Below are 22,023 nucleotides of genomic sequence, written 5' to 3' on the forward strand. Positions count from 1 at the left end.
GGAACGGTCTGCCTGAAAACCAGCGGCTGCGCGCGCGGTGGGGGCATCGGCTTCGTCCCAGCGATGCCGCGAAACGGTTGTTTTGAAGGCGCCCGGGCCGGACGGAGCTGGCACTACAGGAAATGCCGCTGGGAGCGAAAAATGGTGGCGAAAACGGTCCCGAGCGCGAAAAAGACCGAGCACCCTGACAAGCCGCACCATGCGGGAAAACCGTCCACGGCTTGATGAGGAACCGTCCAGCGTGAAGCCACAGACGGTTTGCAGAACGACCGCGACGGCGCGCGCAGCGCCGCCGGAAGAATGACGGCCTTGTCACGAACGCGGAATGCGCGGCGGCACGGATTCCAGATGCGCCACTATCGTGGCTGCGCGGGGGACCCGCTTATAGGCTGGCGGTGTGAAGCCGCTTTCTTTGCTTCCTTTCTTTGCGGCATGCAAAGAAAGGGAGTGCCGCCCCGCACAGGGGCAACCCCAATAAACCACAAAGAATTCAAGGAAAGGCCAACACCATAAGAAACACAGCAAACCGGCCAAACACCCAAAACCCGCCCGCCCCCCAGGCGCCGCTTATAATCAACCATTCCCAGCATTCACCAGCCGAACCGACACAATGAGCGAGACCCCGAGCGACACCACCTCCACGCTTACCAAAAGCTTCGAGCCCCACACCATTGAAGCCCACTGGGGCCCCGAATGGGAAAAGCGCGCCTACGCGACGCCCGCCATGGAGGAAAACCGGAAAGATTTCTCGATCCAGTTGCCGCCGCCGAACGTCACGGGCACCCTCCACATGGGCCATGCGTTCAACCAGACGATCATGGACGGCCTCACCCGCTATCACCGCATGCTCGGCGAAAACACCCTGTGGGTGCCGGGCACGGACCACGCGGGCATCGCCACGCAGATCGTCGTCGAACGGCAACTGGACGCGCAAGGCGTCTCGCGCCACGACCTCGGCCGCGAAAAGTTCATCGAACGCGTCTGGGAATGGAAACAGGAATCCGGCTCGACCATCACGAACCAGGTGCGCCGCCTCGGCGCCTCGATCGACTGGTCGCGCGAATACTTCACGATGGACGACAAGATGTCGGCCGCCGTGCGCGACGTCTTCATACGCCTGTATGAACAGGGCCTGATCTATCGCGGCAAGCGCCTCGTGAACTGGGACCCGGTGCTGCTCACCGCCGTCTCCGATCTCGAAGTGGTCAGCGAAGAAGAAAACGGCTCGCTCTGGCACATCCAGTACCCGCTTACCGACGGTTCGGGCCATCTCACGGTCGCCACCACGCGCCCGGAAACCATGCTCGGCGACACCGCCGTGATGGTCCACCCGGAAGACGAGCGCTACGCGCACCTGATCGGCAAGACGGTCACGCTGCCGCTGTCGGGCCGCGAAGTGCCGATCATCGCCGACGACTACGTGGACCGCGAATTCGGCACCGGCGTCGTCAAGGTCACGCCCGCGCACGATTTCAACGACTATCAGGTCGGTCTGCGCCACAAGCTGCCGATGATCGAAATCCTGACGCTCGACGCGAAGATCAACGACAACGCCCCGGAAAAATACCGCGGCCTCGACCGTTTCGAAGCTCGCAAGCAGGTAGTGGCCGACCTCGAAGCGCTCGGCGTGCTCGAGTCGGTCAAGCCGCACAAGCTGATGGTGCCGCGCGGCGACCGTACGGGCGTCGCGATCGAGCCGATGCTGACGGACCAATGGTTCGTCGCCATGAGCAAGCCGGCGCCGGAAGGTACCTTCAATCCGGGCAAATCGATCGCGGAAACGGCGCTCGGCGTGGTTCGCAGCGGCGAAATCAAGTTCGTGCCGGAAAACTGGACTACCACGTACTACCAATGGCTCGAGAACATCCAGGACTGGTGCATCTCGCGCCAGCTCTGGTGGGGCCATCAGATTCCGGCGTGGTACGGCGAAAACGGCGAAATCTTCGTGGCGAAGACCGAAGACGACGCGCGCGCCAAGGCCACGGCGGCCGGCTACACGGGCGCACTCCGACGCGACGAAGACGTGCTCGACACGTGGTTCTCGTCTGCTCTGGTGCCGTTCTCGTCGCTCGGCTGGCCGAATGAAACGCAGGAACTGAAGCACTTCCTGCCGTCGTCGGTGCTGGTCACCGGCTTCGACATCATCTTCTTCTGGGTCGCGCGCATGGTCATGATGACCACGCACTTCACCGGCCAGGTGCCATTCGACACGGTCTACGTGCACGGTCTCGTGCGCGACGCCGAAGGCCAGAAGATGTCGAAGAGCAAGGGCAACACGCTCGACCCGATCGATATCGTCGACGGCATCGACCTCGACGCGCTGGTCGCCAAGCGCACCACCGGCTTGATGAACCCGAAGCAGGCTGCGTCGATCGAAAAGAAAACCCGTAAGGAATTCCCCGACGGCATCCCCGCGTTCGGCACCGACGCATTGCGCTTCACGATGGCCTCGATGGCCACGCTCGGCCGCAACGTCAACTTCGACCTGGCGCGCTGCGAAGGCTATCGCAATTTCTGCAACAAGCTGTGGAATGCCACCCGTTTCGTGCTGATGAACTGCGAAGGCCACGATTGCGGCTTCGGCAAGCCGGAACAATGCGGCGAATGCGGCCCGGACGGCCACCTGCATTTCTCGCAGGCCGATTTCTGGATCGTCTCGCGTCTGCAGCGCGTGGAAGCGGAAATCGCCAAGGGTTTCGCCGACTATCGTTTTGACAATGTGGCCAACGCCCTATACAAGTTCGTATGGGACGAATACTGTGACTGGTATCTCGAACTCGCCAAGGTTCAGATCCAGACGGGTCAGCCGAACCAGCAGCGCGCAACTCGTCGCACGCTGCTGCGCGTGCTCGAGACGGTGCTGCGCCTGGCGCATCCGGTGATTCCGTTCATCACCGAGGCGCTGTGGCAAAAAGTGGCGCCGTTGGCCGGGCGTTATCCCGAGGGCAAAGCCGAGGGCGAAGCGTCCATCATGGTGCAGCCTTACCCCGTCGCCGAGCCGTCGAAGATCGATGAAGACGCGGAGCAGTGGGCGGCCGATCTGAAAGCAGTGATCGATGCGTGCCGGAATCTGCGCGGCGAAATGAATCTGTCGCCGGCGGTCAAGGTGCCGTTGCTCGCTACCGGCAACGCGGAGCGCCTGCGTACCTTTGCTCCGTACGCACAGGCATTGGCCCGTTTGTCCGAAGTGCAGATCATTGCCGACGAGGCAAGCCTGGATGCGCAGGCAGATGGCGCGCCAATTGCTATCGTGGGGAATGACAAGCTCGTGCTGAAGGTGGAAATCGATGTGGCCGTCGAGCGCGAGCGGTTGTCGAAGGAGATTGCGCGGTTGAGCACGGAAATCATCAAGTGCAACGGAAAATTGCAGAATGAAAGTTTCGTTGCAAAGGCACCGCCGGCAGTCGTTGAGCAGGAGCAGAAAAGACTGGCAGAATTCGAAGCTACGGTGGGCAAGCTGAAAGCCCAGTTGGGGCGCTTGCCGGTCTGATTACGCTCCGTGCCCGCCCCAAGAGGCAGGCAAGGACCGATAGCTAAACCAGAGGATTCAGGGTAATCACATGCTAAAAGTTACGAAGGCGGTTTTTCCGGTAGCAGGTCTTGGCACCCGGTTCCTCCCTGCCACGAAGGCTAGCCCGAAAGAGATGCTCCCGATTGTCGACAAGCCACTGATCCAGTACGCGGTCGAAGAGGCAATGGCAGCCGGCATCACCGAAATGATCTTCGTCACGGGCCGCAGCAAGCGCGCGATCGAGGACCACTTCGATAAGTCGTATGAAATCGAGGCGGAACTCGAGGCACGCGGCAAGGACAAGCTGCTGGAGCTCGTGCGCAGCATCAAGCCGAGCCATGTTGACTGTTTCTACGTGCGTCAGCCGGAAGCATTGGGCTTGGGCCACGCGGTGATGTGCGCCGAAAAGCTGGTGGGCGACAACCCGTTCGCCGTCATTCTCGCGGACGACTTGCTGTACGGCACGCCGCCCGTCATGACGCAGATGATCGAGGTGTTCGACCACTATCACAGCTCGGTGATCGGCGTCGAAGAGATTCCCGCTCAGGAAACCAAGTCGTACGGTATCGTCGACGGCAAGGAGTGGGAAGACTCGATCATCAAGATGTCGGGTATCGTCGAAAAGCCGGAGCCGAGCGTGGCGCCGTCGAATCTCGGCGTGGTGGGCCGCTATGTGCTGAAGCCGCGCATCTTCGAACATCTGCGTGCTTTGAAGCCGGGCGCAGGCGGCGAATTGCAGTTGACGGACGCGATTCATTCGCTGCTCGCCGACGAGCAGGTACTGGCGTACAAGTATCACGGCACGCGTTTCGACTGCGGCAGCAAGCTGGGTTATCTGAAGGCGACGGTCGAGTTCGCCTTGCGTCACCCGGAAGTGGCTGCCGATTTCGAAGAATATCTGCGCACCCGTTCGCCGGTGCTGGAAGGTTGAGCGGCTTTGAGCCGGTAGCCTCTCGGTAGCGTTGAACCGAAGTTAAAAGGCGCTGTGCCCGCATTCGCGGGCACAGCGCCTTTTGTTTTTTGGCGACCGCTCAGGGGCGCGCGCGTTGGTGCGTCGGCGTCAGCGGCGCTTCATCAGGAAGGTGAAAACCTTGTCGTGCGCGGAGCTTTCGACGATTTCATTGCCGGTTTGCCGCGCAAACGCGGCGAAATCGCGTTGCGAGCCCGGATCGGTGGCGAGCACCTTGAGAATCTGGCCGCTTTCCATGTCGGCGAGCGCCTTCTTGGCGCGCAAAATCGGCAGCGGGCACATGAGCCCGCGCGCATCGACTTCCTTGTGAATCTGAATTTGCATCGACGATGACCTTCGGGGGCGGGGCGTCTTCTATAACGCTGAAGGGTCAAATTCTACAGCAGGTGGTGGGCGGCCGCCGGGCAGCGAGTTTGGGGCCCCCTTCCTGGGTCCAATAAGCATTGCATCGGATCAAAAATTCTCAAATCGTTTTTCGGTGAGCAAGCCTTTGCGGAAAATGAACGTGACATGCTGCTGACCCGACACGCCGCCGACGTAATCCCACCGGGAAACGTCGCCGGCAGAATTCGCCGCGAATGGACCGCCAAGTTTCTTGAACACTTCGACTTGTGATGTCCCGGCTGGATACCGCTGATCAAAAGCCTCTTTCGTCCAGCCGCGCGAATGGATTTCGTCGTAGGTATGCGTTGGTGTGACGCAACCGCCCAACCCCGCCGCACAAGCGACGACTACCGTCATAACAGCAAATGCCTTCATGTCTATCTCGCATCGAATCGGAATTCGACAACGATCGCATGGGCAGCGCTGCAGCACGATCAGACGCGTCTCAATCTGATGCAGAGGACTTGCAATGAGGTCCGAATATGACAAAAAGCCCCTACAAAGAAACAGCCTCCCCTTTCAACAACGACTCCCGCAACGCCACCCCAATCCGCGTTGCCTCCAAGGCATCCGCCAGCGAAGCCCCCGCTTGCACAGCAGAAGACGCCGCCCCACCCTGCACAGCTGCAACAAACGCCCGCGCCTCATACAAAAACGCCTCTTCAAACCGCTCAAAAAAATTCGGCGTGCATTCGTTCCGAATCCCCGTGGCGTCGTAAATCTCAACCCGATTCGCGCGCGGATTACGTCCAATAGCCAGCGCCCCAGCCGTGCCGATCACCTCGCTGTGCGTGTCATTCCCATGCGCCTGCGTCCGCGATGCATAAAACATGGCCAGCTTGCCGTCCTCGAACTCGCAGATCGCGACACCGTTATCGACATCGCCGAACTCTCGCAAGCCTTCGTGCATCACCGCGGCACCCGCCGCGAACACGCGTTTCGCGCGCGGTTTGCCAAGTAGCCAGCGCGCGACGTCGATATCGTGCACGGTGCAATCGAGAAAGATCCCGCCGGACGTCGCCGCAAAGCGCACGAAAAACCCATCGCTGTCGTTCTGATCCGCAGTCTGCGAGCGCACCAGAAACGGCCGGCCGATCTTGCCGGCTTCGATCTTGTCGAACGCGTCCTTATAGCTCGGATCGAAGCGTCGCATGAAGCCGATGGTGGCCTGCAAATGCGGATAGCGCGCGGCCTCGGCCAGCACCCTCTCGCACTCGGCGAGATCCAGCGACAAAGGCTTCTCGCAGAACACATGCTTGCCGGCCTGCAAGGCGTCGACGATCTGCTGCGCGTGCAACGAAGACGGCGTGACGAGCCAGACCGCATCCACCTCGCGATCAGCTAGCAGTTCCGCGTAATCGTCGTACAGACGTGGCGAAGGCAACGATTCTCGCGCCCATGCGCGCTCCTCTTCCACCGGACTGCAGGCGGCCACGAGCGACGCGCCCGGCACGCGATACGCCAGATTCTCCGCGTGCCGCTTGCCGAGACGCCCGAGACCGACCACGCCCAATCGAAGCTTTCCTGCGGCGCCTGTCATCACGATGTCTCGCCGAGTTTGACCGCACGTCCCTCGCGCCACGAGCGGGTCGCGGCGTCGGCAAGTTCGAGCGCCTTCAAACCGTCGGCGACGGTCGTGCGCACCGGCTTTCCACGTGTCACCGCATCGAAGAAATGCGCGATCTCATGCGCGTAGGCCGCGCGGTAACGTTCGAGAAAAAACGCTTCCGGCACGTCGCTCGACACTTCGGTTTTCGAATATGCAGTGACTTCCGTGGGCCGCACATTGCCCGCCTGCAGCATGCCGGTGCTGCCCAGCACTTCGAAGCGCTGGTCGTAACCATACGCGGCGCGCCGCGCGGTATTGATCTGGCACAGGCGGCCGCGCTTCGTGCGAATCGTGACCGCGGTCGAATCGATATCGCCCGCGTCGGCAATCGCCGGGTCGCTCAGACAACTGCCGGTGGCGTGCAGCGTGTCGGCTTCGTCGTCGAGAATCCAGCGGAAGATGTCGAAGTCGTGAATCAGCATGTCCTTGAAAATGCCGCCGGAATGCTTGATGTACTCGACCGGCGGCGCCCCCGGATCGCGGCTCGTCACAATCAGCATTTCCGGCGTGCCGATCTCGCCGGCATCGAGACGCGCCTTCAACGCCGAGAACGTCGGATCGAAACGGCGCTGAAAACCGATCATGCACACCACGCCCGCGCGCTCCACCGCTGCCGCACAGGCGCGCGCACGCTCCAGCGTCAGATCGACCGGCTTCTCGCAGAACACATGCTTCTTCTGCGCGGCGGATTGCATGATCAGATCGGCATGCGTGTCGGTGCTCGAACAGATCACGGTCGCACCGATCGACGCATCGCCCATCGCGGCGTCGATATCGGCAACCTGCGCGCCGTGCTCGGCGGCGAGCGCCGCGGCGGCCTCGCGATTCACGTCGACCACATACTTGAGCCGCACGCCCGGCTGCCGCGCGAGATTCGCCGCATGAATCTTGCCGATGCGCCCCGCGCCGAACACCGCTACGTCGATCGTCTTTGCCCCATCAGTCATCGTATCCTCCAGTGTCTTTGGATTCTTCAACATTCAATTCGAGCTTGTACGCGAGCGCGATGAACAACGCCTGGCACAAACAGATCGTGCTGGTCAGCGAGCGGAACGCGAACGCGCTGCCCTCTTTCACATACAGTTGCGTGCTGGCATAACGCGCGAGCGGAGATAGTTGGCTATCCGTAATAACCAGCGTCTTCGCCTGATGATGATGCGCGACCCGCAAACAATACTGCGTTTCCTTGCCATAGGGCGCAAAGCTGATCGCGATCACCACGTCGCCCTTCTTCACACTACGAATCTGTTCGCGGTACATGCCGCCGAAACCGGACACCAGGTGCACGCGCTTGGGTGTGTGCTGCAGTGCGTAGACGATATAGCTCGCCACCGGAAACGAGCGCCGCACGCCGATCACGTAGATGTTGTCGGCCTGTTGCAGCATCTTCACCGCGGCGTCGAACTCCTTGTCGTCGAGCCCCGCCTCCAGTTCTTCGAGACCGCCGCGCGAGGCCGCGATGAACTCGCGAGCCACCGAACCGCCGGACAGCGCGCCCGGCTTTTCGTCGATCAGCTTGCGAATGCGCTGCTGATAACTCGGCGACGAACTGCCCTGCCCCGTGTAAGCCTGCCGAAAAACCGCCTGCAGATCGGAGAAGCCGGAAAAGCCGAAGCGCTGCGCAAAACGCACCACGGCGGACGGATGCACGCCGCAGCTCGCGGCGATGTCGCTGGTGCGGTCCACCATCACGCTCGATCGATGCTGCTCGATATACGTCGCGACATTCTTCAACTGACGCGGCAACGCGTCGTAGTTTTCCGCGATGCGCTGCATCAATTCTTCGACGCTGGGCAATTCCTCGGTGCTCTCTTCCGCCATGGCTCTCTCTCGGGTGCTTTATTGCAGTGCGGCAGCCGCTCCAAACCCCCGCCACACGGCCTCCTGACGCTGCCGATTATAGGCAGCCGCCAAGTCAAATGGAACGTATTTTCTATTTTTATTTGTAATGAAATTTTCATTGCAACGGCTTGGAAGATCGCCTAATCTTGGTCGTGAGCGATGGTGCTTTGGTGGAAACACCCGGGTTTGTACGCGGTTGAAAGCCGCCCGCCAGATGCTCCCTTCAAAAACGACATACCGAGAAAGGTGGAGACAATGAGACTTTGCAAGGGCAAGGCTACGCTCAGGATTCTGGTGACGGCGTTGACGTTGGCGACGGGATTCGGCGCGGCCTCGGCCGCCCGCGCGGCTGACGCGCACTTCGTGCTGATCAGCCACGCGCCGGATTCGGATTCGTGGTGGAACACCATCAAGAACGCCATCAAACAGGCCGACGAGGACTTCAACGTCGAGACCGACTACCGCAATCCACCAAACGGCGACATCGCCGATATGGCCCGTCTGGTCGAACAGGCCGCCGCGCGCAATTACGACGGCGTGATCGTCACCATCGCCGATTTCGACGTGCTGAAAAGCTCGATCAACAAGGTGACCGCGAAGAAGATTCCGCTCGTCACGATCAATTCGGGCACGGAGGAACAGAGTGCGCAACTCGGCGCGATCATGCATGTGGGCCAACCCGAATACGTCGCGGGCAGAGCGGCCGGCGAGAAGGCCAAAGCCGCGGGCGTGAAGTCGTTCCTGTGCGTGAACCACATCGCCACCAATACGGTGTCGTTCGACCGTTGCCGTGGTTTTGCCGAAGCGCTCGGCGTCGACTACAAGGCATCCACGATCGACTCCGGGCAGGATCCGACCGAAATTCAGTCAAAGGTCAGCGCGTATCTGCGTAACCACCCGAACACCGGCGCGATCCTGACGCTCGGACCGACCCCGGCTTCGGCCACGCTGAAAGCGGTCACGCAAATGGGTCTGGCGGGCAAGATCTACTTCTGCACGTTCGACTTCTCCGACGACATCGCCAAGGCCATTCAGAGCGGCACGATCCAGTTCGCAATCGACCAGCAGCCGTACCTGCAAGGCTATATCCCCGTGGCCGTGCTGGCGATCGTGAAGAAAGAGCACACCACCGACCCCGTGAAGATCCGCCAGATTCTCGAAGCCAATCCGAAGTTCAAGGAACGGCTGGCAACTTATGGCCTCGCACCGTCCTATGGACCGAAGAACATTCGCTCGGGCCCGGGTTTCATCACCAAGGAAAACCTCGACAAGGTCATCAAGTACGCAGGGCAGTATCGCTGATTCTTTTCTCTAGCTAGTCACGCGCACGGCGGGCACCGCTTCGATTCGGAGCGGGCCGCCCGCCGCCACCGCGCATTTCACCGGTTGTCGTTCTCGCCACGCATCCTCGCGTGCGAGCCGCACACGGCCGGGCTCCAAGGAGACATCATGGGTGTAGCCGGCAAACACTTCCCACCGCACGTCAAGACGAATCCCGGCGAGGCAGCGCCCTCGCTGCCTGATTCGGATGAACGGTTGCGCAAGGAATCCAGGTTCGGCCATGTGCTGAACCGCCCCGAATTCGCCGCGATTTCCGGCGCGGTACTGGTGTTTCTCGTTTTCGCGCTGACGGCCGGCGGCTCCGGCATGTTCAACCTCGACGGCGTGATGAACTGGTCGCAGGTCTCGGCGTATCTTGGCATCCTGGCCGTGGGCGCGTGTCTGTTGATGATCGCAGGCGAGTTCGATCTGTCCATCGGCTCGATGATCGGTTTCGCCGGCATGATGGTCGCGATTCCCTCGGTGTATTTTCACTGGCCCATTTCGCTCGCGATCCTCTTCGCGTTCGCCGGCTCCATGCTGCTCGGCGCGCTGAACGGCTATCTGGTGATGCGTACGCGGCTGCCCTCGTTCATCGTCACGCTCGCGTTTCTGTTCATCCTGCGCGGCCTGACTCTGGCGCTCTCGATCATGTTCGCGGACCGCACGATCGTGTCCGGTGTCGGCGACCTCGCGCAGCAGGACTGGTTCGCCGATACGCTGTTTCACGGCGTCGCGCTGAATGGTCTGTTCACGATGCTCGCGCGCCACGGCATCGGCACCATGCTCGATAACGGCCACGCGCTCGTGCCGGGCATTCCCAAGGTGATTCTGTGGTGGCTCGGACTCGCGGCGGTGTGCGCGTTCGTGCTGGCAAAAACGCGGGCGGGCAACTGGATTCTCGCCGTAGGCGGCGACGCCAACGCCGCCAAGAACGTCGGCGTACCGGTGCGTCGCGTGAAGATTTCGCTGTTCGTGCTGACCGCGTTCTGCTCGTGCCTGTTCGCGGTGCTGCAAGTGTGCGACATCGGCTCGGCCGCGGCCGATCGTGGTTTGCAGAAGGAATTCGAAGCGATCATCGCCGCGGTGATCGGCGGGACCTTGCTGACGGGTGGTTATGGTTCGGTGGTCGGCGCGTGTTTCGGTGCGTTGATCTTCGGCGTCGTGCAGATCGGCATCACCTACACCAACGTCAGTTCCGACTGGTTCCGCGTGTTCCTCGGCGTGATGCTGTTGATCGCCGTGCTGTTCAATCACTATGTGCGCCGCCGCGTCGCGCAATCGTAACGAGGAGACAAACATGTCCGATACGAATACCGCAGCGAACGCCGTGCCTGAATCAAACGCGAACGCACCGCAGGAAGACGTGATCCTCGCGCTCGAGAACGTCAACAAATACTTCGGCAAGGTGATCGCGCTCAGCGGCGTGACCTTGCGCCTGAAACGCGGCGAAGTGCATTGCCTGCTCGGCGACAACGGCGCGGGCAAGTCGACGCTGATCAAGACCCTCGCCGGCGTGCATCAGCCCTCTTCCGGCCAGTATCTGGTGGACGGAAAACCGGTGCTATTCGAGTCGCCGAAAGACGCACTCGATCTCGGCATCGCCACCGTGTATCAGGATCTCGCGCTGGTGCCGCTGCTCTCCGTGGCGCGCAACTTTTTCATGGGACGCGAGCCGCAAAAGAAATTGTTCGGCTTCCTGAGCGTGATGGACCTCGAGACCAGCGCCACTACTGCGCGCGACAAGCTCGCCGAAATGGGCATCAATGTGCGCGACGCGCATCAGCCGATCGGCACGATGTCCGGCGGCGAGAAACAGTGTCTGGCGATCGCGCGGGCGATTCACTTCGGCGCGCGTGTACTGATTCTCGACGAACCGACCGCCGCGCTCGGCGTGAAGCAAAGCTTCAACGTGCTGAAGCTGATTCACAAGGCGCGCGCCAAAGGCATTTCGGTGATCTTCATCACGCACAACGTGCACCACGCGTATCCGATCGGCGATTCGTTCACGGTGCTCAATCGCGGCAAATCGCTCGGCACGTTCACCAAGGAAACCATCAGCAAGGACGAAGTGCTCGACATGATGGCCGGCGGCGCCGAGATGCAGAAGATGATCGGCGAACTCGAAGGCGCGACGATCTGATTCATTCGCGTGACGGTTCGGCGCAGTCGCGCCGGCCGCCGCGCCCAGCTATTCAGGAAACTTCATGGATCATTCCAGCACATCCAGCGGCGTCACGTCCGCTTCGGCGCCGGCTACCGGCAGCCGCTTCGCGCCGGGCCGCAGCCGCGATATCGTCTGTCTCGGCCGCCTTGCCGTCGATCTGTATGCGCAGCAAGTCGGCGCGCGCCTCGAAGACGTGTCGAGCTTCGCGAAGTATCTCGGCGGATCGTCGGCGAATATCGCGTTCGGTTGCGCGCGGCTCGGCCTCGCGTCGTCGATGCTGGCGCGCGTCGGCAACGATCACATGGGCCGCTTTCTCACCGAGACGCTCGCCAAGGAGGGTTGCGACGTCAGCCACGTGCGCATCGATCAGGAGCGCCTGACCGCCCTCGTGCTGCTCGGCCTGAAAGACCGCGATACTTTCCCGCTGATCTTCTATCGCGAGAACTGCGCGGACATGGCGGTCGATGAAGCGGATTTCGACGAGCCCTTCATTGCGTCGTCGAAAGCGCTGTTGATCACCGGCACGCACTTTTCCACCGAACAGGTGAACCGCACGAGCCGCCGCGCGCTGGACTATGCGCGCCGCAACCAGGTGCGCACCGTGCTCGATATCGACTATCGTCCGGTGCTGTGGGGCCTCACCGGCAAGGCGGACGGTGAGACGCGCTTCGTCGCGAGCGAAGGCGTCACCGCGCATTTACAGCGCATTCTGCCGCTGTTCGATCTGGTGATCGGCACCGAAGAGGAATTCCGCATTGCCGGCGGCAAGACCGAACTGGTCGACGCGCTGGCGATGGTGCGTGCCGTCACGCCGGCCACCTTGGTGCTGAAACGCGGACCAATGGGCTGCCAGATCATCGACGGCGCGGTGCCCGCCTCGCTCGACGACCTGCCGATTCAAGGCGGCGTGGAAGTCGAAGTGCTGAACGTGCTTGGCGCGGGCGATGCGTTCGCTTCAGGCTTTCTCTCCGGATGGCTGCGCGATCAGCCGCTCGAAGCGTGCGCGCGCGCCGCGAACGCGAGCGGCGCGCTGGTCGTCTCTCGCCACGGCTGCGCGCCGGCCATGCCGACGCCCGCCGAACTCGACTACTTCCTGCGCGAAGCGAAAGCCGATCCGCAGCGCATGCGCCGCCCGGATCGCGACGCGACGCTCGCACGGCTGCATCGCGTCTCGCCGGCCCGCAAACAATGGGACGAAGTGCTCGGTTTCGCCTTCGACCATCGCAACCAGTTCTTCGAACTCGCGCAGCAAACCGGCGCCGACGAAGCGCGCATTGCGCGTCTGAAGGGCCTGTTCGTCGAAGCCGTCGCGCAAACCGAAACCGCGCTGGGTTTGCAGAACCGCATCGGCGTGCTGATCGACGACCGTTATGGCCAGGACGCGCTGAACGCGGCCACCGGACGCGGCTGGTGGATCGGTCGGCCAGTGGAACTGCCGGGCTCCGTGCCGCTCGTGTTCGATCACGGCCGTTCGATCGGCACCACGCTGATTCCGTGGCCACAGGAGCATATCGTCAAGTGCCTCGTGCAGTTTCATCCCGACGAACCCATCGAGCAGCGTCTCGAACAGGAAACGCAACTCCGCGCGCTCTACGACGCGACGCAAGCGAGCGGCCATGAATTGCTGCTCGAAGTGATTCCGCCGAAACACGCGCATTTTCCGCAAGCGCCGGACACCGTGTATCGCGCGTTGAAGCGCCTGTACAACATCGGCATCTATCCCGAGTGGTGGAAGCTCGAACCGATGGACGCCGCGCAATGGCGTAACGTCGACGCGCTGATCGCCGAGCGCGATCCCTATTGCCGGGGCGTGGTACTGCTCGGTTTGTCGGCGGCCGTCGAGCAGTTGGACGAAGGCTTCCGCGCGGCCGCGCAATCGGCGACGTGCCGCGGCTTCACGGTCGGACGCACGATCTTTCACGAGCCGAGTCATGCGTGGCTCGCCGGAGAAATCGGCGACGACGAATTGATCGCGCGCGTGCGCCGCACCTTCGAAACACTGATCGCTTCGTGGCGTGCAACGCGTGGCGCAAGCGCCGCGCAGCCCAGCGCGCCGAACCCTGTCCATCAGGAGCAAGCCGCATGAATCAGCGCGTATTGCATCACAACGCGGCGTCCGCCAACGACGCCAGCCACGCTCGCACGCGCTCGGGTGGCACGGTGCGCCTGACGACCGCGCAGGCACTGATCCGCTATCTCGCCGCGCAACGCGTCGCGACGGAAGACGGCGAGGGCACCGAGCCGCTGTTCGGCGGTGTGTTCGCCATCTTCGGCCACGGCAACGTGGCGGGGATCGGCGAGGCGCTCTATCAGCACCGCGACGAACTGCCGACCCTGCGCGCGCACAACGAACAGGCGATGGCGCATAGCGCGATCGCCTATGCGAAGGCGCATTTCCGCCGCCGCATGATGGCCGTGACGACGTCGATCGGACCGGGCGCCACCAACCTCGTGACCGCGGCGGCGCTCGCCCACGTGAACCGTTTGCCGGTGCTGCTGCTGCCCGGCGATATCTTCGTCTCGCGCGCGCCCGATCCGGTGTTGCAGCAAGTCGAAGACTTCCACGACGGCGGCGTCTCCGCCAACGACGCGTTCAAGCCGGTGTCGCGCTACTTCGACCGCATCGTGCATCCGGCGCAATTGCTGAATGCGCTGCCGCGCGCCGTGCGCGTGCTGACCGACGCCGCCTTGTGCGGTCCTGTCACGCTCGCGTTGCCGCAAGACGTGCAGGCGCAGGCATGGGATTTCCCCGTCGACTTCTTCAAACCGCGCGTCGTCACGTTTTATTCGCCCGCACCGCGTGTCGATGAGATCGAAGCCGCCATCGCGCGTTTGCGTCATGCGAAGCGGCCGTTGATCGTCGCGGGCGGTGGCGTGCTCTACGGCCGCGCAACCGACGCGCTGCACCGTTTCGCGACCACGCACGGCATTCCGGTTGCGGAAACGCAGGCCGGCAAAGGCGCGCTGACCTGGAACGATCCGCTGAACGCGGGCGCGCTGGGCGTGACGGGCTCGCCCGCCGCGAACGCGCTCGCGCACGACGCCGATTGCGTGCTGGCCATCGGCACCCGCTTGCAGGACTTCACGACCGGCTCGAACACCTTGTTCACGCAAGCCGACGTGATCGCCATCAACGCCAATGCGTTCGACGGTCTCAAGCATCGCGCGCAAGTGGTCGAAGCCGACGCGCGTCTTGCGCTCGAAGCGCTCGCCGAACCCCTGCAAGGCTGGCATGCGGACCGGACGTGGACCGCGCGCGCGCACAAACTCGCGGCAAGCTGGCGCGATACGGTGAGCACGCTCACGCATGCGCCGCAACGCGATACCGTGCTGCCTTACGAGGGCGATGTGATCGGTGCCGTGCAGCGTTCGAGCGCCAGCTCACCCTCGAACGACATCGTCGTCTGCGCGGCCGGCACCCTGCCCGCCGAATTGCACAAGCTGTGGCGCGCCGGCAAACCGGGCGCGTACCACGTCGAGTACGGCTATTCGTGCATGGGCTACGAGATCGCCGGCGGACTCGGCGTGAAGCTCGCACGGCCCGCGCGTGAAGTGATCGTGATGGTCGGCGACGGCAGCTATCTGATGATGAACAGCGAGATCGCGACCTCGGTGATGATCGGCGCAAAGCTGATCGTCGTGGTGCTCGACAATCGTGGCTATGGTTGCATCAACCGTTTGCAGCAGGCGTGCGGCGGCGCGCCGTTCAACAACCTGCTCGAGAACTGCATGCAAGGCCCGCTCGGCGCGCCGAAGATCGATTTCGCCGCGCATGCGCGTGCGCTCGGCGCGCAGGCCGAACATGCGGCGAACGTCGCTGAACTCGAAGCCGCGTTGCAACGCGCCCGCGCGGCGGATCGCACTTACGTCATCAGCATCGATACCGATGCCGCCCGCACCACTGACGATGGCGGCTGGTGGTGGGAAGTGGCGGTGCCCGAAGTCTCGACGCGCCCCGCCGTGCGCGACGCGCGTGCGAAATACGAAACGCAACTCGCGGCACGCGCCGAACCGGACGGCTCCGCGCAGAACACCGGCTCCGCCGACAACGAATGAGGACGCCCGCATGACTGCTTTCGACGTACGTATCGGCATCAATCCGCTCTCGTGGATGAACGACGATCTGCCTTCGCTCGGCGGCGAAACGCCGCTCGAAGTGGCGCTGACGGAAGGCCGCGAGATCGGCTATCAAGGCTTCGAACTCGGCAACAAGTTTCCGCGCGAGCCCCAGGCATTGAAGACGCTGCTCGCGCAATACGATCTCGCGCTGGTCTCCGGCTGGTATTCCGGACGCCTCGCGCGACGCAGCGTGGAAGAGGAAATCGCCTCCGTCGGCCCGCATCTCGAACTGCTCGCGCAAAACGGCGCGACGGCGATGGTGTACGGCGAGGTCGCCGATTCGATTCAGGGCGCGCAACAGCCGCTGTATCAACGCCCGCGTTTTTTCAGCGAGACGCAATGGGCCGAGTATGCGGCGCGTGTCGACGAATTCGCGCGTTATACGTTGAGCCGCGGCGTGCGGCTCGCCTATCATCATCATATGGGCGCTTATGTCGAAACGCCGGCCGATGTCGATCAACTGATGGCGCGCACCAGCGACGCCGTCGGCCTGCTGTTCGACGCGGGGCACATCACGTTTGCCGGTGGCGATCCGCTCGCCGTGCTCGACAAACATATCGGGCGCGTTTGCCACGTGCATTGCAAGGACGTGCGCCCCGCCGTGATGAAGCTCGCGCGCAATCGCAACTGGAGTTTTCTGGACGCGGTCATCGCCGGCGCCTTCACGGTGCCAGGTGACGGCGCGGTGAATTTCCCCGCGATCATCGAGCGCCTGAAGCGGCACGGTTATTGCGGCTGGCTGGTGGTGGAAGCCGAACAGGATCCGGTCGTGGCGCCATCGTTCGAATACGCGCAGAAAGGCTACAAGACGTTGCGCGCGCTGGTCGATGCGCCGCTCAACGGCACAGAGCAGGAGGCAGCATGAGTTTATTAGTGAAGGCGCAGCGCGAAGGCCAGACGATCGCGCGAGTGACACCGGAGTCGGCATGCTGGCGGTATGTCGGTTTTGCCGCTTATCGGTTGGGCGAGAACGAGGTCGTGCACGTATTCGAACCGTCGCGTGAAGTGTGCATCGTCGTGCTCACGGGCGCAGTGGATATCGAAACCGCGGACACCAAATGGAGTTCGCTGGGTTCGCGCGACAGCGTGTTCGAAGACGCCGCGCCGTATGCGGTATATCTGCCGCCAAACGTGCGGATCACCGTACGCGCTTGCCGCGATGCCGAGATCGGCGTGGCGAGCGCACCGGCCAAAGGGGAATTGCCGGCGAGGTTGATCGAGCCTGCTTCGATGAAACGCTCGACACGCGGCAAAGGGCTGAATACGCGATACGTATGCGATATTCTTCCGCAGACCGAGCCTGCGGAGTCACTGTTGGTGGTGGAAGTCAGGACACCCGGCGGACACGCTTCGAGTTACCCGCCGCACAAGCACGACACCGACAATGTCCCCCACGAGAGTTCGCTCGAAGAGACTTACTATCACCGGCTCGATCCGCCGCAAGGGTTTGCGTTTCAACGCGTGTACACCGACATGCGCGACATCGACGAGTCGATGGCCGTCGAGAACCACGACGTCGTGATGGTGCCGCGTGGGTATCATCCGGTGATCGTGCCGTATGGGTACGACTCGTATTATCTGAACGTGATGGCGGGCGGACAGCGCGTCTGGCATTTCCGCAACGACCCGGCGCACGAATGGATCATCAATAAGGACGCTTGATGTTGCAGCCTGCGCGGCGCTTTGGAAAAGCACCGCGCGGGCTACTTTCTAACGGCCAGATCGACGTCCAGGCCACCGTCCTCGCCCATCTTTACCGTTCCCTTCGACACGTCCTTGCGATAGCCGTGCAGATCGAACTTCATCACGCCGGGGTTCGAACTGTCCTTGATGAACGTGCGCGTATTCGTCACCAGCGAGTTGAACATCTTCACGTCGCCGGACTCAATCCAGACGAAGCTCTTGCCCGCACCCGCAGGCGGCCTCGCGGCGGCGACGTTGCCGTCGTGCTTGAACTTCAACACGAGACCTTCGTCGGTGGCCGTCGCGCTCGCGAGACGCCCTTGCAAAACCGGCGGCGGAAACACCGTGTACTGATCGAACACCAGCTCATTGCCCTTGAGCGCGACGCCCTTGCGCGTGAACGGCGTGAGCGAAGCGAGCGGAATATCTAGCGCGCGTAACAGCCCAGCCTGCGGTACACCCAGCACCTTCACCGACGTCGATTCATTGACGAGATGCCGCTCACCTTTGGCGACGATCGTGCCGCTCATCGTGGTCGGCAGCCAGACGCCGGGAAAGTGATTCCACAACTTGATGCCGCCGCGGCTTCGTCGAAGGTGAAATAGCCGGCCGCCATCTGCTCGCGATAGTGGTACAGGTCCAGCACGAACGGCGCTTTGCCGTCGATCGGCGTGAGCGCAGATCGGCGTATACCACGCGTGCCTCGACTTCAGATCTTGCGATCGATCAACCGACGCCGAGCCATTCCCGCATCACGTCGGTCCGCTGCAGGAACGACGCGAGCGCGCCGTCGAACACGATTTCGCCGTGCCCCATCACCGCGACGCGGCTGGCGATGTCCTGCGCGATCACCAGACGCTGCTCGATCAGCAGCATCGCCACGCCGCGATCGCGCAAGGTCCGCAAGCATTGGGCGACCTGCTCCATCACGAGACTCGCGAGACCCTCGCCGGGTTCGTCGATGACGAGCAGATCGGGGTCGCCGAGCAGCGCGCGGGCCAGCGTCAGCATCTGCTGCTCGCCGCCCGAGAGCGCGCCCGCGCGCGTGCGCTTTCGCTCGCGCAGCACGGGGAACAGGGCGTAGGCGTCGTCGAAGGTGAACCGCGGCGCGCGGCCGCGATCCTGTGGCGCGACGCCGAGTTGCAGATTCTCGTGCACGCTCAGCGTCGGAAAAACGTCGCGATGTTCGGGCACATAGCCGAGTCCGAGACGCGCGATCTCGAAGGTCCGCAGACCGCCGAGCGTGCGGCCCGCGAAACGCAGTTCGCCTTCGTTGCGCACGAGACCCATGATCGCGCGTGCAAGCGTCGAGCGGCCCGAGCCGTTGCGGCCGACCAGCGCCAGCACTTCGCCCGCTTCGATGCTGAGCGTGACGCCGTGCAGCGCCTGGCTCGCGCCGTACCACGCGTTCAGCGCGCGAATGTCGAGCAAGGCGCTCATGTGCCGAACCCTTCGCCGAGATAGGCGGCGCGCACCGCCGCGTCCGCGCGGATCGCCGCCGGCGTGCCACTCGCGATGATGCGCCCTTGCACGAGCACCGAAATGCGATCAGCGATCGCGAAGACCGCATCCATGTCGTGCTCGACCATCAGCAGCGTGCGACCCGCCGTGGTCTCGCGAATCAGTTCGATGGCGCGCGCCGCTTCCGCGCGATTCATGCCGGCCGTCGGCTCGTCGAGCAGCAAGGTATGCGCGCCGCCCGCGAGCGCGATGCCGAGATCGAGCGCGCGCTGCTCCGCATAGCTGAGTGTGCCGGCCTCGACGTGGCGGCGCTCGCTCAAGCCCACCGCGTCGAGCACTTGCGAGGCACGCGCGTCGACCGTTTGCGAGCCGCTGAAACGCTGCCACCAGCGCGTGCGGTCACGCTCGGCCAGCATGGCCGCGCAGCGCAGGTTGTCGAACACGCTGAGGCGCGTGAACACGCTGGTGCTCTGAAAGCTGCGCGCGAGCCCGCGACGCGTGATCGCGGCCGGCGGGAGGCGTGTGATCTCGGCGCCGAACAGATCGATGCGCCCCGCGTTCGGCCGCGCGCCGCCGGCGATCAGATTGAAGAGCGTCGACTTGCCCGCGCCGTTCGGACCGATCAACGCGTGACGCTCGCCCGGTTGGATCGCGAGATCAACGCCGCGCAGAATCCGCGTCGAGCCGAAGCGTTTTTCGATGCCGTAGAGCGCGAGCGCGGGGATCATCGCGAGCCTCCGGCGATGTGCGTGGCGCTTGAGCGTATGACTGCGAGCAGCGCTTGCGCGCGAATCGCGTAATGCGCGAACAGTCCTCCCAACGCGGCCAGCACAAAGACCGTGGCGCCGAAGTAAAGCGGCGACACAATGATCCACGACGGCACGCCTGGCACATTGAACATCGCGCCGCCGTCCGCGCCGAACTGCGCCGCGTAGGCCCATTGCACGGCGAGCACGGCGGCCACGGTCCACAACAATGCGGCAACCGTGCCCCACCAATACGCAACGCCGCACCGGCGCCAGCCGTGCGCGGTCACACGCGCCATAAAACGCTGCGCGAAGCCCGCCAATCCATCCGGCGACATCACCACGACCACGATGAAGAACAGCCCCAGATAGAACAGCCAGGCCCGCGTGACGCTCGCCACCGCGACGCTGAAAAACGTCAGAACGACCGCACCCGCGACCGGCCCGAAAAACGCCGCCGTCCCACCGATCACCGTGGCGATCAACACCGCGCCCGAGCGCATCATGCCGACGCTTTCCGTCGACACCAGTTCCACATTGATCAGCGCCAACGTCCCCGCGATACCCGCGAAAAACGCCGACATCACCACGACGCCATAGCGAATGCGACGCGGGTAGCAGCCGATCGCCGCGGCCCGCACCGGATTGTCGCGCACGGCATTGGCAAGGCGCATGAAAGGCGTGCGCGAAAGCGCGAACATCGCCGCGCACGCGAGCAGGCACCACACGGCGATCAGTGCATAAGCCTCGCGCGCCGGGCCGAAGCTCCAGCTGCCCAGCAGCGCTCCGCTCGCGCGGTCGATCGCCACGCCCGCCTCGCCGCCGAACCAGTCGGGCAGCGTCCACGCGGCGGCCGCCACGAGTTCGCCGAGACCAAGCGTGATCATCGCGAAGGCCGTGCCCGCGCGCCGCGTCGAAATGAAACCGAACAGCACGCCGCACAGCGCGCCGCCAATTCCGCCGACCAGCGGTAACAGCACGAGCGGCACACCGATCCGGTTGAACACCTGCGCGGCCACCAACGCGCCCAAGCCCGAGTAAGCGGCATGACCGAACGACAGCAGTCCCGTCTCGCCGAGCAGCAGGTTGTATGAAAGCGCGAACACGATCATCGTCGCGGTCTGCGCGAGATAGGCGAGCAGCCAGCTTTGCGGCCAGATGAAGGGCGGCACGGCGAGGAACAGAATCAGCGCAAGCCACGGCGCGAGCATGCGCCACAGCGCACGCGGGGCGGTCGCGGCTGCGGACTTCGCTGACGATTCGTTGGCCTCATGCATGGTCGTCGCGCCGTCCGAACAGGCCGCGCGGACGCAGCGCCAGCATCGCCACCAGCAGCAGATACGGAATCAGCGGCGCGAGTTGCGCGAGCGTCAACGCGTCCCATTCGGCGGGGAGCGTGGCGTCGAAGATCGACAGCACGTCGCCCAGCGACACATTGCTCGCCACGGCCAGCGTCTGCACGCAACCGACCAGCAGCGACGCCGCCAACGCTCCCCCCAGCGAACCCAGCCCGCCGATCACGACCACCACGAACACGATCGAGCCGAGCGACTCCGCCATCCCCGGCTCGATGACAAAGAGCGGCGCGCCGATCACGCCGGCCAGCGCGGCCAGCGCCGTGCCGGCCGCGAACACGCCGGTGAACACGCGCGGCACGTTGTGGCCGAGCGCTTCGACGGCGCTCGCGTGCGTGAGCGCGGCGCGCACGACCAGGCCCGCCTTCGACACGCGCAACACCGCGAACAGGACGGCGAGCATGGCGAGCGACACCGCCATCATGAACGCGCGGTAGCGGGCGAACGCCGCGCCGTAGACGGTGAAGAGCGGCCCGTCGAGCACGGCGGGCACGGTCGCGGACAGCGGGCTCAAGCCCCAGCCGAGCTTGACCAGTTCGCCGAGCAGATACGCGGCACCGAACGTCAGCAGCAACTCGGCGAGATGGCCCTGCACGCGCACGCGCCGCAACAGCCAACGCTCCAGTGCCGCACCGATCAGCCCGACGACGAGCGGCGCGATGACCAGCGCGCTCCAGAACCCCGCGCGCGCCGCCACCGAAAACCCAACGTAAGCGCCGAGCATGTAGAAGCTCGCGTGAGCGAAATTCAGCACGCCGAGCATGCTGAAAATCAGCGTCAGGCCCGCCGACAGCATGAACAGCAGCAGGCCGTAACTGACGCCGTTGAGCAGGTTGATGACGAACGACTGCACGCG

General features: G+C 63.6%; 18 protein-coding genes and 1 pseudogene. 9 read left to right on the plus strand and 10 right to left on the minus strand.

From position 1 onward, the window contains the following. The first annotated feature begins 610 nt into the window (after nucleotides 1-610). Both HF916_RS42995 and galU read left to right on the plus strand, forming a co-directional pair. Nucleotides 611-3,490, plus strand: a complete 2,880-nt coding sequence (locus HF916_RS42995; RefSeq protein ID WP_168794723.1) for a valine--tRNA ligase — start codon at nucleotides 611-613, stop codon at nucleotides 3,488-3,490. Nucleotides 3,491-3,560: 70 nt separating this feature from the next. Beyond that, a complete protein-coding gene (galU, locus tag HF916_RS43000) occupies nucleotides 3,561-4,442 on the plus strand; it encodes a UTP--glucose-1-phosphate uridylyltransferase GalU (protein WP_168794724.1) in 882 nt (293 codons plus the stop codon). A gap of 129 nt (nucleotides 4,443-4,571) precedes the next feature. Here galU and HF916_RS43005 read toward each other — a convergent pair whose 3' ends face one another. From HF916_RS43005 to HF916_RS43025, 5 genes are all read right to left on the minus strand, one after another. Continuing rightward, nucleotides 4,572-4,799, minus strand: a complete 228-nt coding sequence (locus HF916_RS43005; protein WP_041759012.1) for a sulfurtransferase TusA family protein — start codon at nucleotides 4,797-4,799, stop codon at nucleotides 4,572-4,574. A 135-nt stretch (nucleotides 4,800-4,934) separates the two neighbouring features. After that, complete coding sequence (locus HF916_RS43010; RefSeq protein WP_168794725.1) at nucleotides 4,935-5,240, minus strand: hypothetical protein; 306 nt, start codon at nucleotides 5,238-5,240, stop codon at nucleotides 4,935-4,937. Between the two features lie 121 nt (nucleotides 5,241-5,361). After that, nucleotides 5,362-6,405, minus strand: coding sequence for a Gfo/Idh/MocA family oxidoreductase (locus HF916_RS43015; RefSeq protein ID WP_168794726.1), 1,044 nt, complete (start codon nucleotides 6,403-6,405; stop codon nucleotides 5,362-5,364). Further along, a complete protein-coding gene (gene iolG, locus HF916_RS43020; RefSeq protein ID WP_168794727.1) occupies nucleotides 6,405-7,421 on the minus strand; it encodes an inositol 2-dehydrogenase in 1,017 nt (338 codons plus the stop codon). The genes HF916_RS43015 and iolG overlap by 1 nt, the downstream gene beginning before the upstream one ends. Beyond that, nucleotides 7,414-8,295, minus strand: a complete 882-nt coding sequence (locus HF916_RS43025; protein ID WP_106283662.1) for a MurR/RpiR family transcriptional regulator — start codon at nucleotides 8,293-8,295, stop codon at nucleotides 7,414-7,416. Before HF916_RS43025 ends, iolG begins: the two co-directional genes overlap by 8 nt. A 276-nt stretch (nucleotides 8,296-8,571) precedes the next feature. Here HF916_RS43025 and HF916_RS43030 point away from each other — a divergent pair, with 276 nt between their 5' ends. The 7 genes from HF916_RS43030 (at nucleotide 8,572) to iolB (ending at nucleotide 17,584) form a co-directional block, all read left to right on the plus strand. Then, entirely contained in the window at nucleotides 8,572-9,618 is a 1,047-nt protein-coding gene (locus HF916_RS43030) for a sugar ABC transporter substrate-binding protein (RefSeq protein ID WP_168794728.1), read from the plus strand. 147 nt (nucleotides 9,619-9,765) lie between these two features. After that, complete coding sequence (locus tag HF916_RS43035; RefSeq protein ID WP_168794729.1) at nucleotides 9,766-10,923, plus strand: ABC transporter permease; 1,158 nt, start codon at nucleotides 9,766-9,768, stop codon at nucleotides 10,921-10,923. A gap of 13 nt (nucleotides 10,924-10,936) precedes the next feature. Further along, nucleotides 10,937-11,779 carry an ATP-binding cassette domain-containing protein gene (locus HF916_RS43040; protein ID WP_168794730.1) on the plus strand — a complete coding sequence of 281 codons (843 nt, stop codon included), beginning with the start codon at nucleotides 10,937-10,939 and terminating at the stop codon, nucleotides 11,777-11,779. A 64-nt stretch (nucleotides 11,780-11,843) separates the two neighbouring features. Beyond that, on the plus strand, nucleotides 11,844-13,889 hold the full coding sequence (locus tag HF916_RS43045; RefSeq protein WP_168794731.1) for a bifunctional 5-dehydro-2-deoxygluconokinase/5-dehydro-2-deoxyphosphogluconate aldolase: 2,046 nt from the start codon (nucleotides 11,844-11,846) through the stop codon (nucleotides 13,887-13,889). Then, nucleotides 13,886-15,859 (plus strand): 3D-(3,5/4)-trihydroxycyclohexane-1,2-dione acylhydrolase (decyclizing), encoded by a 1,974-nt coding sequence (iolD, locus tag HF916_RS43050; RefSeq protein ID WP_168794732.1) that lies wholly within the window; start codon nucleotides 13,886-13,888, stop codon nucleotides 15,857-15,859. Before HF916_RS43045 ends, iolD begins: the two co-directional genes overlap by 4 nt. A gap of 10 nt (nucleotides 15,860-15,869) precedes the next feature. Next, nucleotides 15,870-16,787, plus strand: coding sequence for a myo-inosose-2 dehydratase (iolE, locus tag HF916_RS43055; protein WP_168794733.1), 918 nt, complete (start codon nucleotides 15,870-15,872; stop codon nucleotides 16,785-16,787). Beyond that, nucleotides 16,784-17,584, plus strand: coding sequence for a 5-deoxy-glucuronate isomerase (gene iolB / locus HF916_RS43060; RefSeq protein ID WP_168794734.1), 801 nt, complete (start codon nucleotides 16,784-16,786; stop codon nucleotides 17,582-17,584). Before iolE ends, iolB begins: the two co-directional genes overlap by 4 nt. 41 nt (nucleotides 17,585-17,625) lie before the next feature. On the opposite strand, the pseudogene HF916_RS43065 reads toward iolB, so the two are convergent. The 5 genes and pseudogenes from HF916_RS43065 to HF916_RS43085 all read right to left on the minus strand — a co-directional run. Further along, a pseudogene (locus tag HF916_RS43065) lies at nucleotides 17,626-18,186 on the minus strand (hypothetical protein); the annotation flags it as partial. Nucleotides 18,187-18,331: 145 nt separating this feature from the next. After that, nucleotides 18,332-19,045 carry an ABC transporter ATP-binding protein gene (locus tag HF916_RS43070; RefSeq protein WP_168794735.1) on the minus strand — a complete coding sequence of 238 codons (714 nt, stop codon included), beginning with the start codon at nucleotides 19,043-19,045 and terminating at the stop codon, nucleotides 18,332-18,334. Then, on the minus strand, nucleotides 19,042-19,794 hold the full coding sequence (locus HF916_RS43075; RefSeq protein ID WP_168794736.1) for an ABC transporter ATP-binding protein: 753 nt from the start codon (nucleotides 19,792-19,794) through the stop codon (nucleotides 19,042-19,044). Before HF916_RS43075 ends, HF916_RS43070 begins: the two co-directional genes overlap by 4 nt. Continuing rightward, nucleotides 19,791-21,089 (minus strand): branched-chain amino acid ABC transporter permease, encoded by a 1,299-nt coding sequence (locus HF916_RS43080; RefSeq protein ID WP_206001980.1) that lies wholly within the window; start codon nucleotides 21,087-21,089, stop codon nucleotides 19,791-19,793. Before HF916_RS43080 ends, HF916_RS43075 begins: the two co-directional genes overlap by 4 nt. Further along, nucleotides 21,082-22,020, minus strand: a complete 939-nt coding sequence (locus HF916_RS43085) for a branched-chain amino acid ABC transporter permease (RefSeq protein WP_168794737.1) — start codon at nucleotides 22,018-22,020, stop codon at nucleotides 21,082-21,084. The genes HF916_RS43080 and HF916_RS43085 overlap by 8 nt, the downstream gene beginning before the upstream one ends. Between the last annotated feature and the right edge of the window lie 3 nt (nucleotides 22,021-22,023).

This window comes from Paraburkholderia aromaticivorans (assembly GCF_012689525.1).
Taxonomy (GTDB): Bacteria; Pseudomonadota; Gammaproteobacteria; order Burkholderiales; family Burkholderiaceae; genus Paraburkholderia; species Paraburkholderia aromaticivorans_A.

Bases quoted from the DNA above. Each gene is read 5' to 3' on its own strand.
- iolG (WP_168794727.1), bottom strand. From the start codon at position 7,421: ATGACTGATGGGGCAAAGACGATCGACGTAGCGGTGTTCGGCGCGGGG.
- HF916_RS42995 (WP_168794723.1), top strand. From the start codon at position 611: ATGAGCGAGACCCCGAGCGACACCACCTCCACGCTTACCAAAAGCTTC.
- HF916_RS43025 (WP_106283662.1), bottom strand. From the start codon at position 8,295: ATGGCGGAAGAGAGCACCGAGGAATTGCCCAGCGTCGAAGAATTGATG.
- HF916_RS43080 (WP_206001980.1), bottom strand. From the start codon at position 21,089: ATGCATGAGGCCAACGAATCGTCAGCGAAGTCCGCAGCCGCGACCGCC.
- HF916_RS43030 (WP_168794728.1), top strand. From the start codon at position 8,572: ATGAGACTTTGCAAGGGCAAGGCTACGCTCAGGATTCTGGTGACGGCG.
- HF916_RS43070 (WP_168794735.1), bottom strand. From the start codon at position 19,045: ATGAGCGCCTTGCTCGACATTCGCGCGCTGAACGCGTGGTACGGCGCG.
- galU (WP_168794724.1), top strand. From the start codon at position 3,561: ATGCTAAAAGTTACGAAGGCGGTTTTTCCGGTAGCAGGTCTTGGCACC.
- HF916_RS43010 (WP_168794725.1), bottom strand. From the start codon at position 5,240: ATGAAGGCATTTGCTGTTATGACGGTAGTCGTCGCTTGTGCGGCGGGG.
- HF916_RS43035 (WP_168794729.1), top strand. From the start codon at position 9,766: ATGGGTGTAGCCGGCAAACACTTCCCACCGCACGTCAAGACGAATCCC.
- HF916_RS43045 (WP_168794731.1), top strand. From the start codon at position 11,844: ATGGATCATTCCAGCACATCCAGCGGCGTCACGTCCGCTTCGGCGCCG.
- iolE (WP_168794733.1), top strand. From the start codon at position 15,870: ATGACTGCTTTCGACGTACGTATCGGCATCAATCCGCTCTCGTGGATG.
- iolD (WP_168794732.1), top strand. From the start codon at position 13,886: ATGAATCAGCGCGTATTGCATCACAACGCGGCGTCCGCCAACGACGCC.
- iolB (WP_168794734.1), top strand. From the start codon at position 16,784: ATGAGTTTATTAGTGAAGGCGCAGCGCGAAGGCCAGACGATCGCGCGA.
- HF916_RS43015 (WP_168794726.1), bottom strand. From the start codon at position 6,405: ATGACAGGCGCCGCAGGAAAGCTTCGATTGGGCGTGGTCGGTCTCGGG.
- HF916_RS43040 (WP_168794730.1), top strand. From the start codon at position 10,937: ATGTCCGATACGAATACCGCAGCGAACGCCGTGCCTGAATCAAACGCG.
- HF916_RS43075 (WP_168794736.1), bottom strand. From the start codon at position 19,794: ATGATCCCCGCGCTCGCGCTCTACGGCATCGAAAAACGCTTCGGCTCG.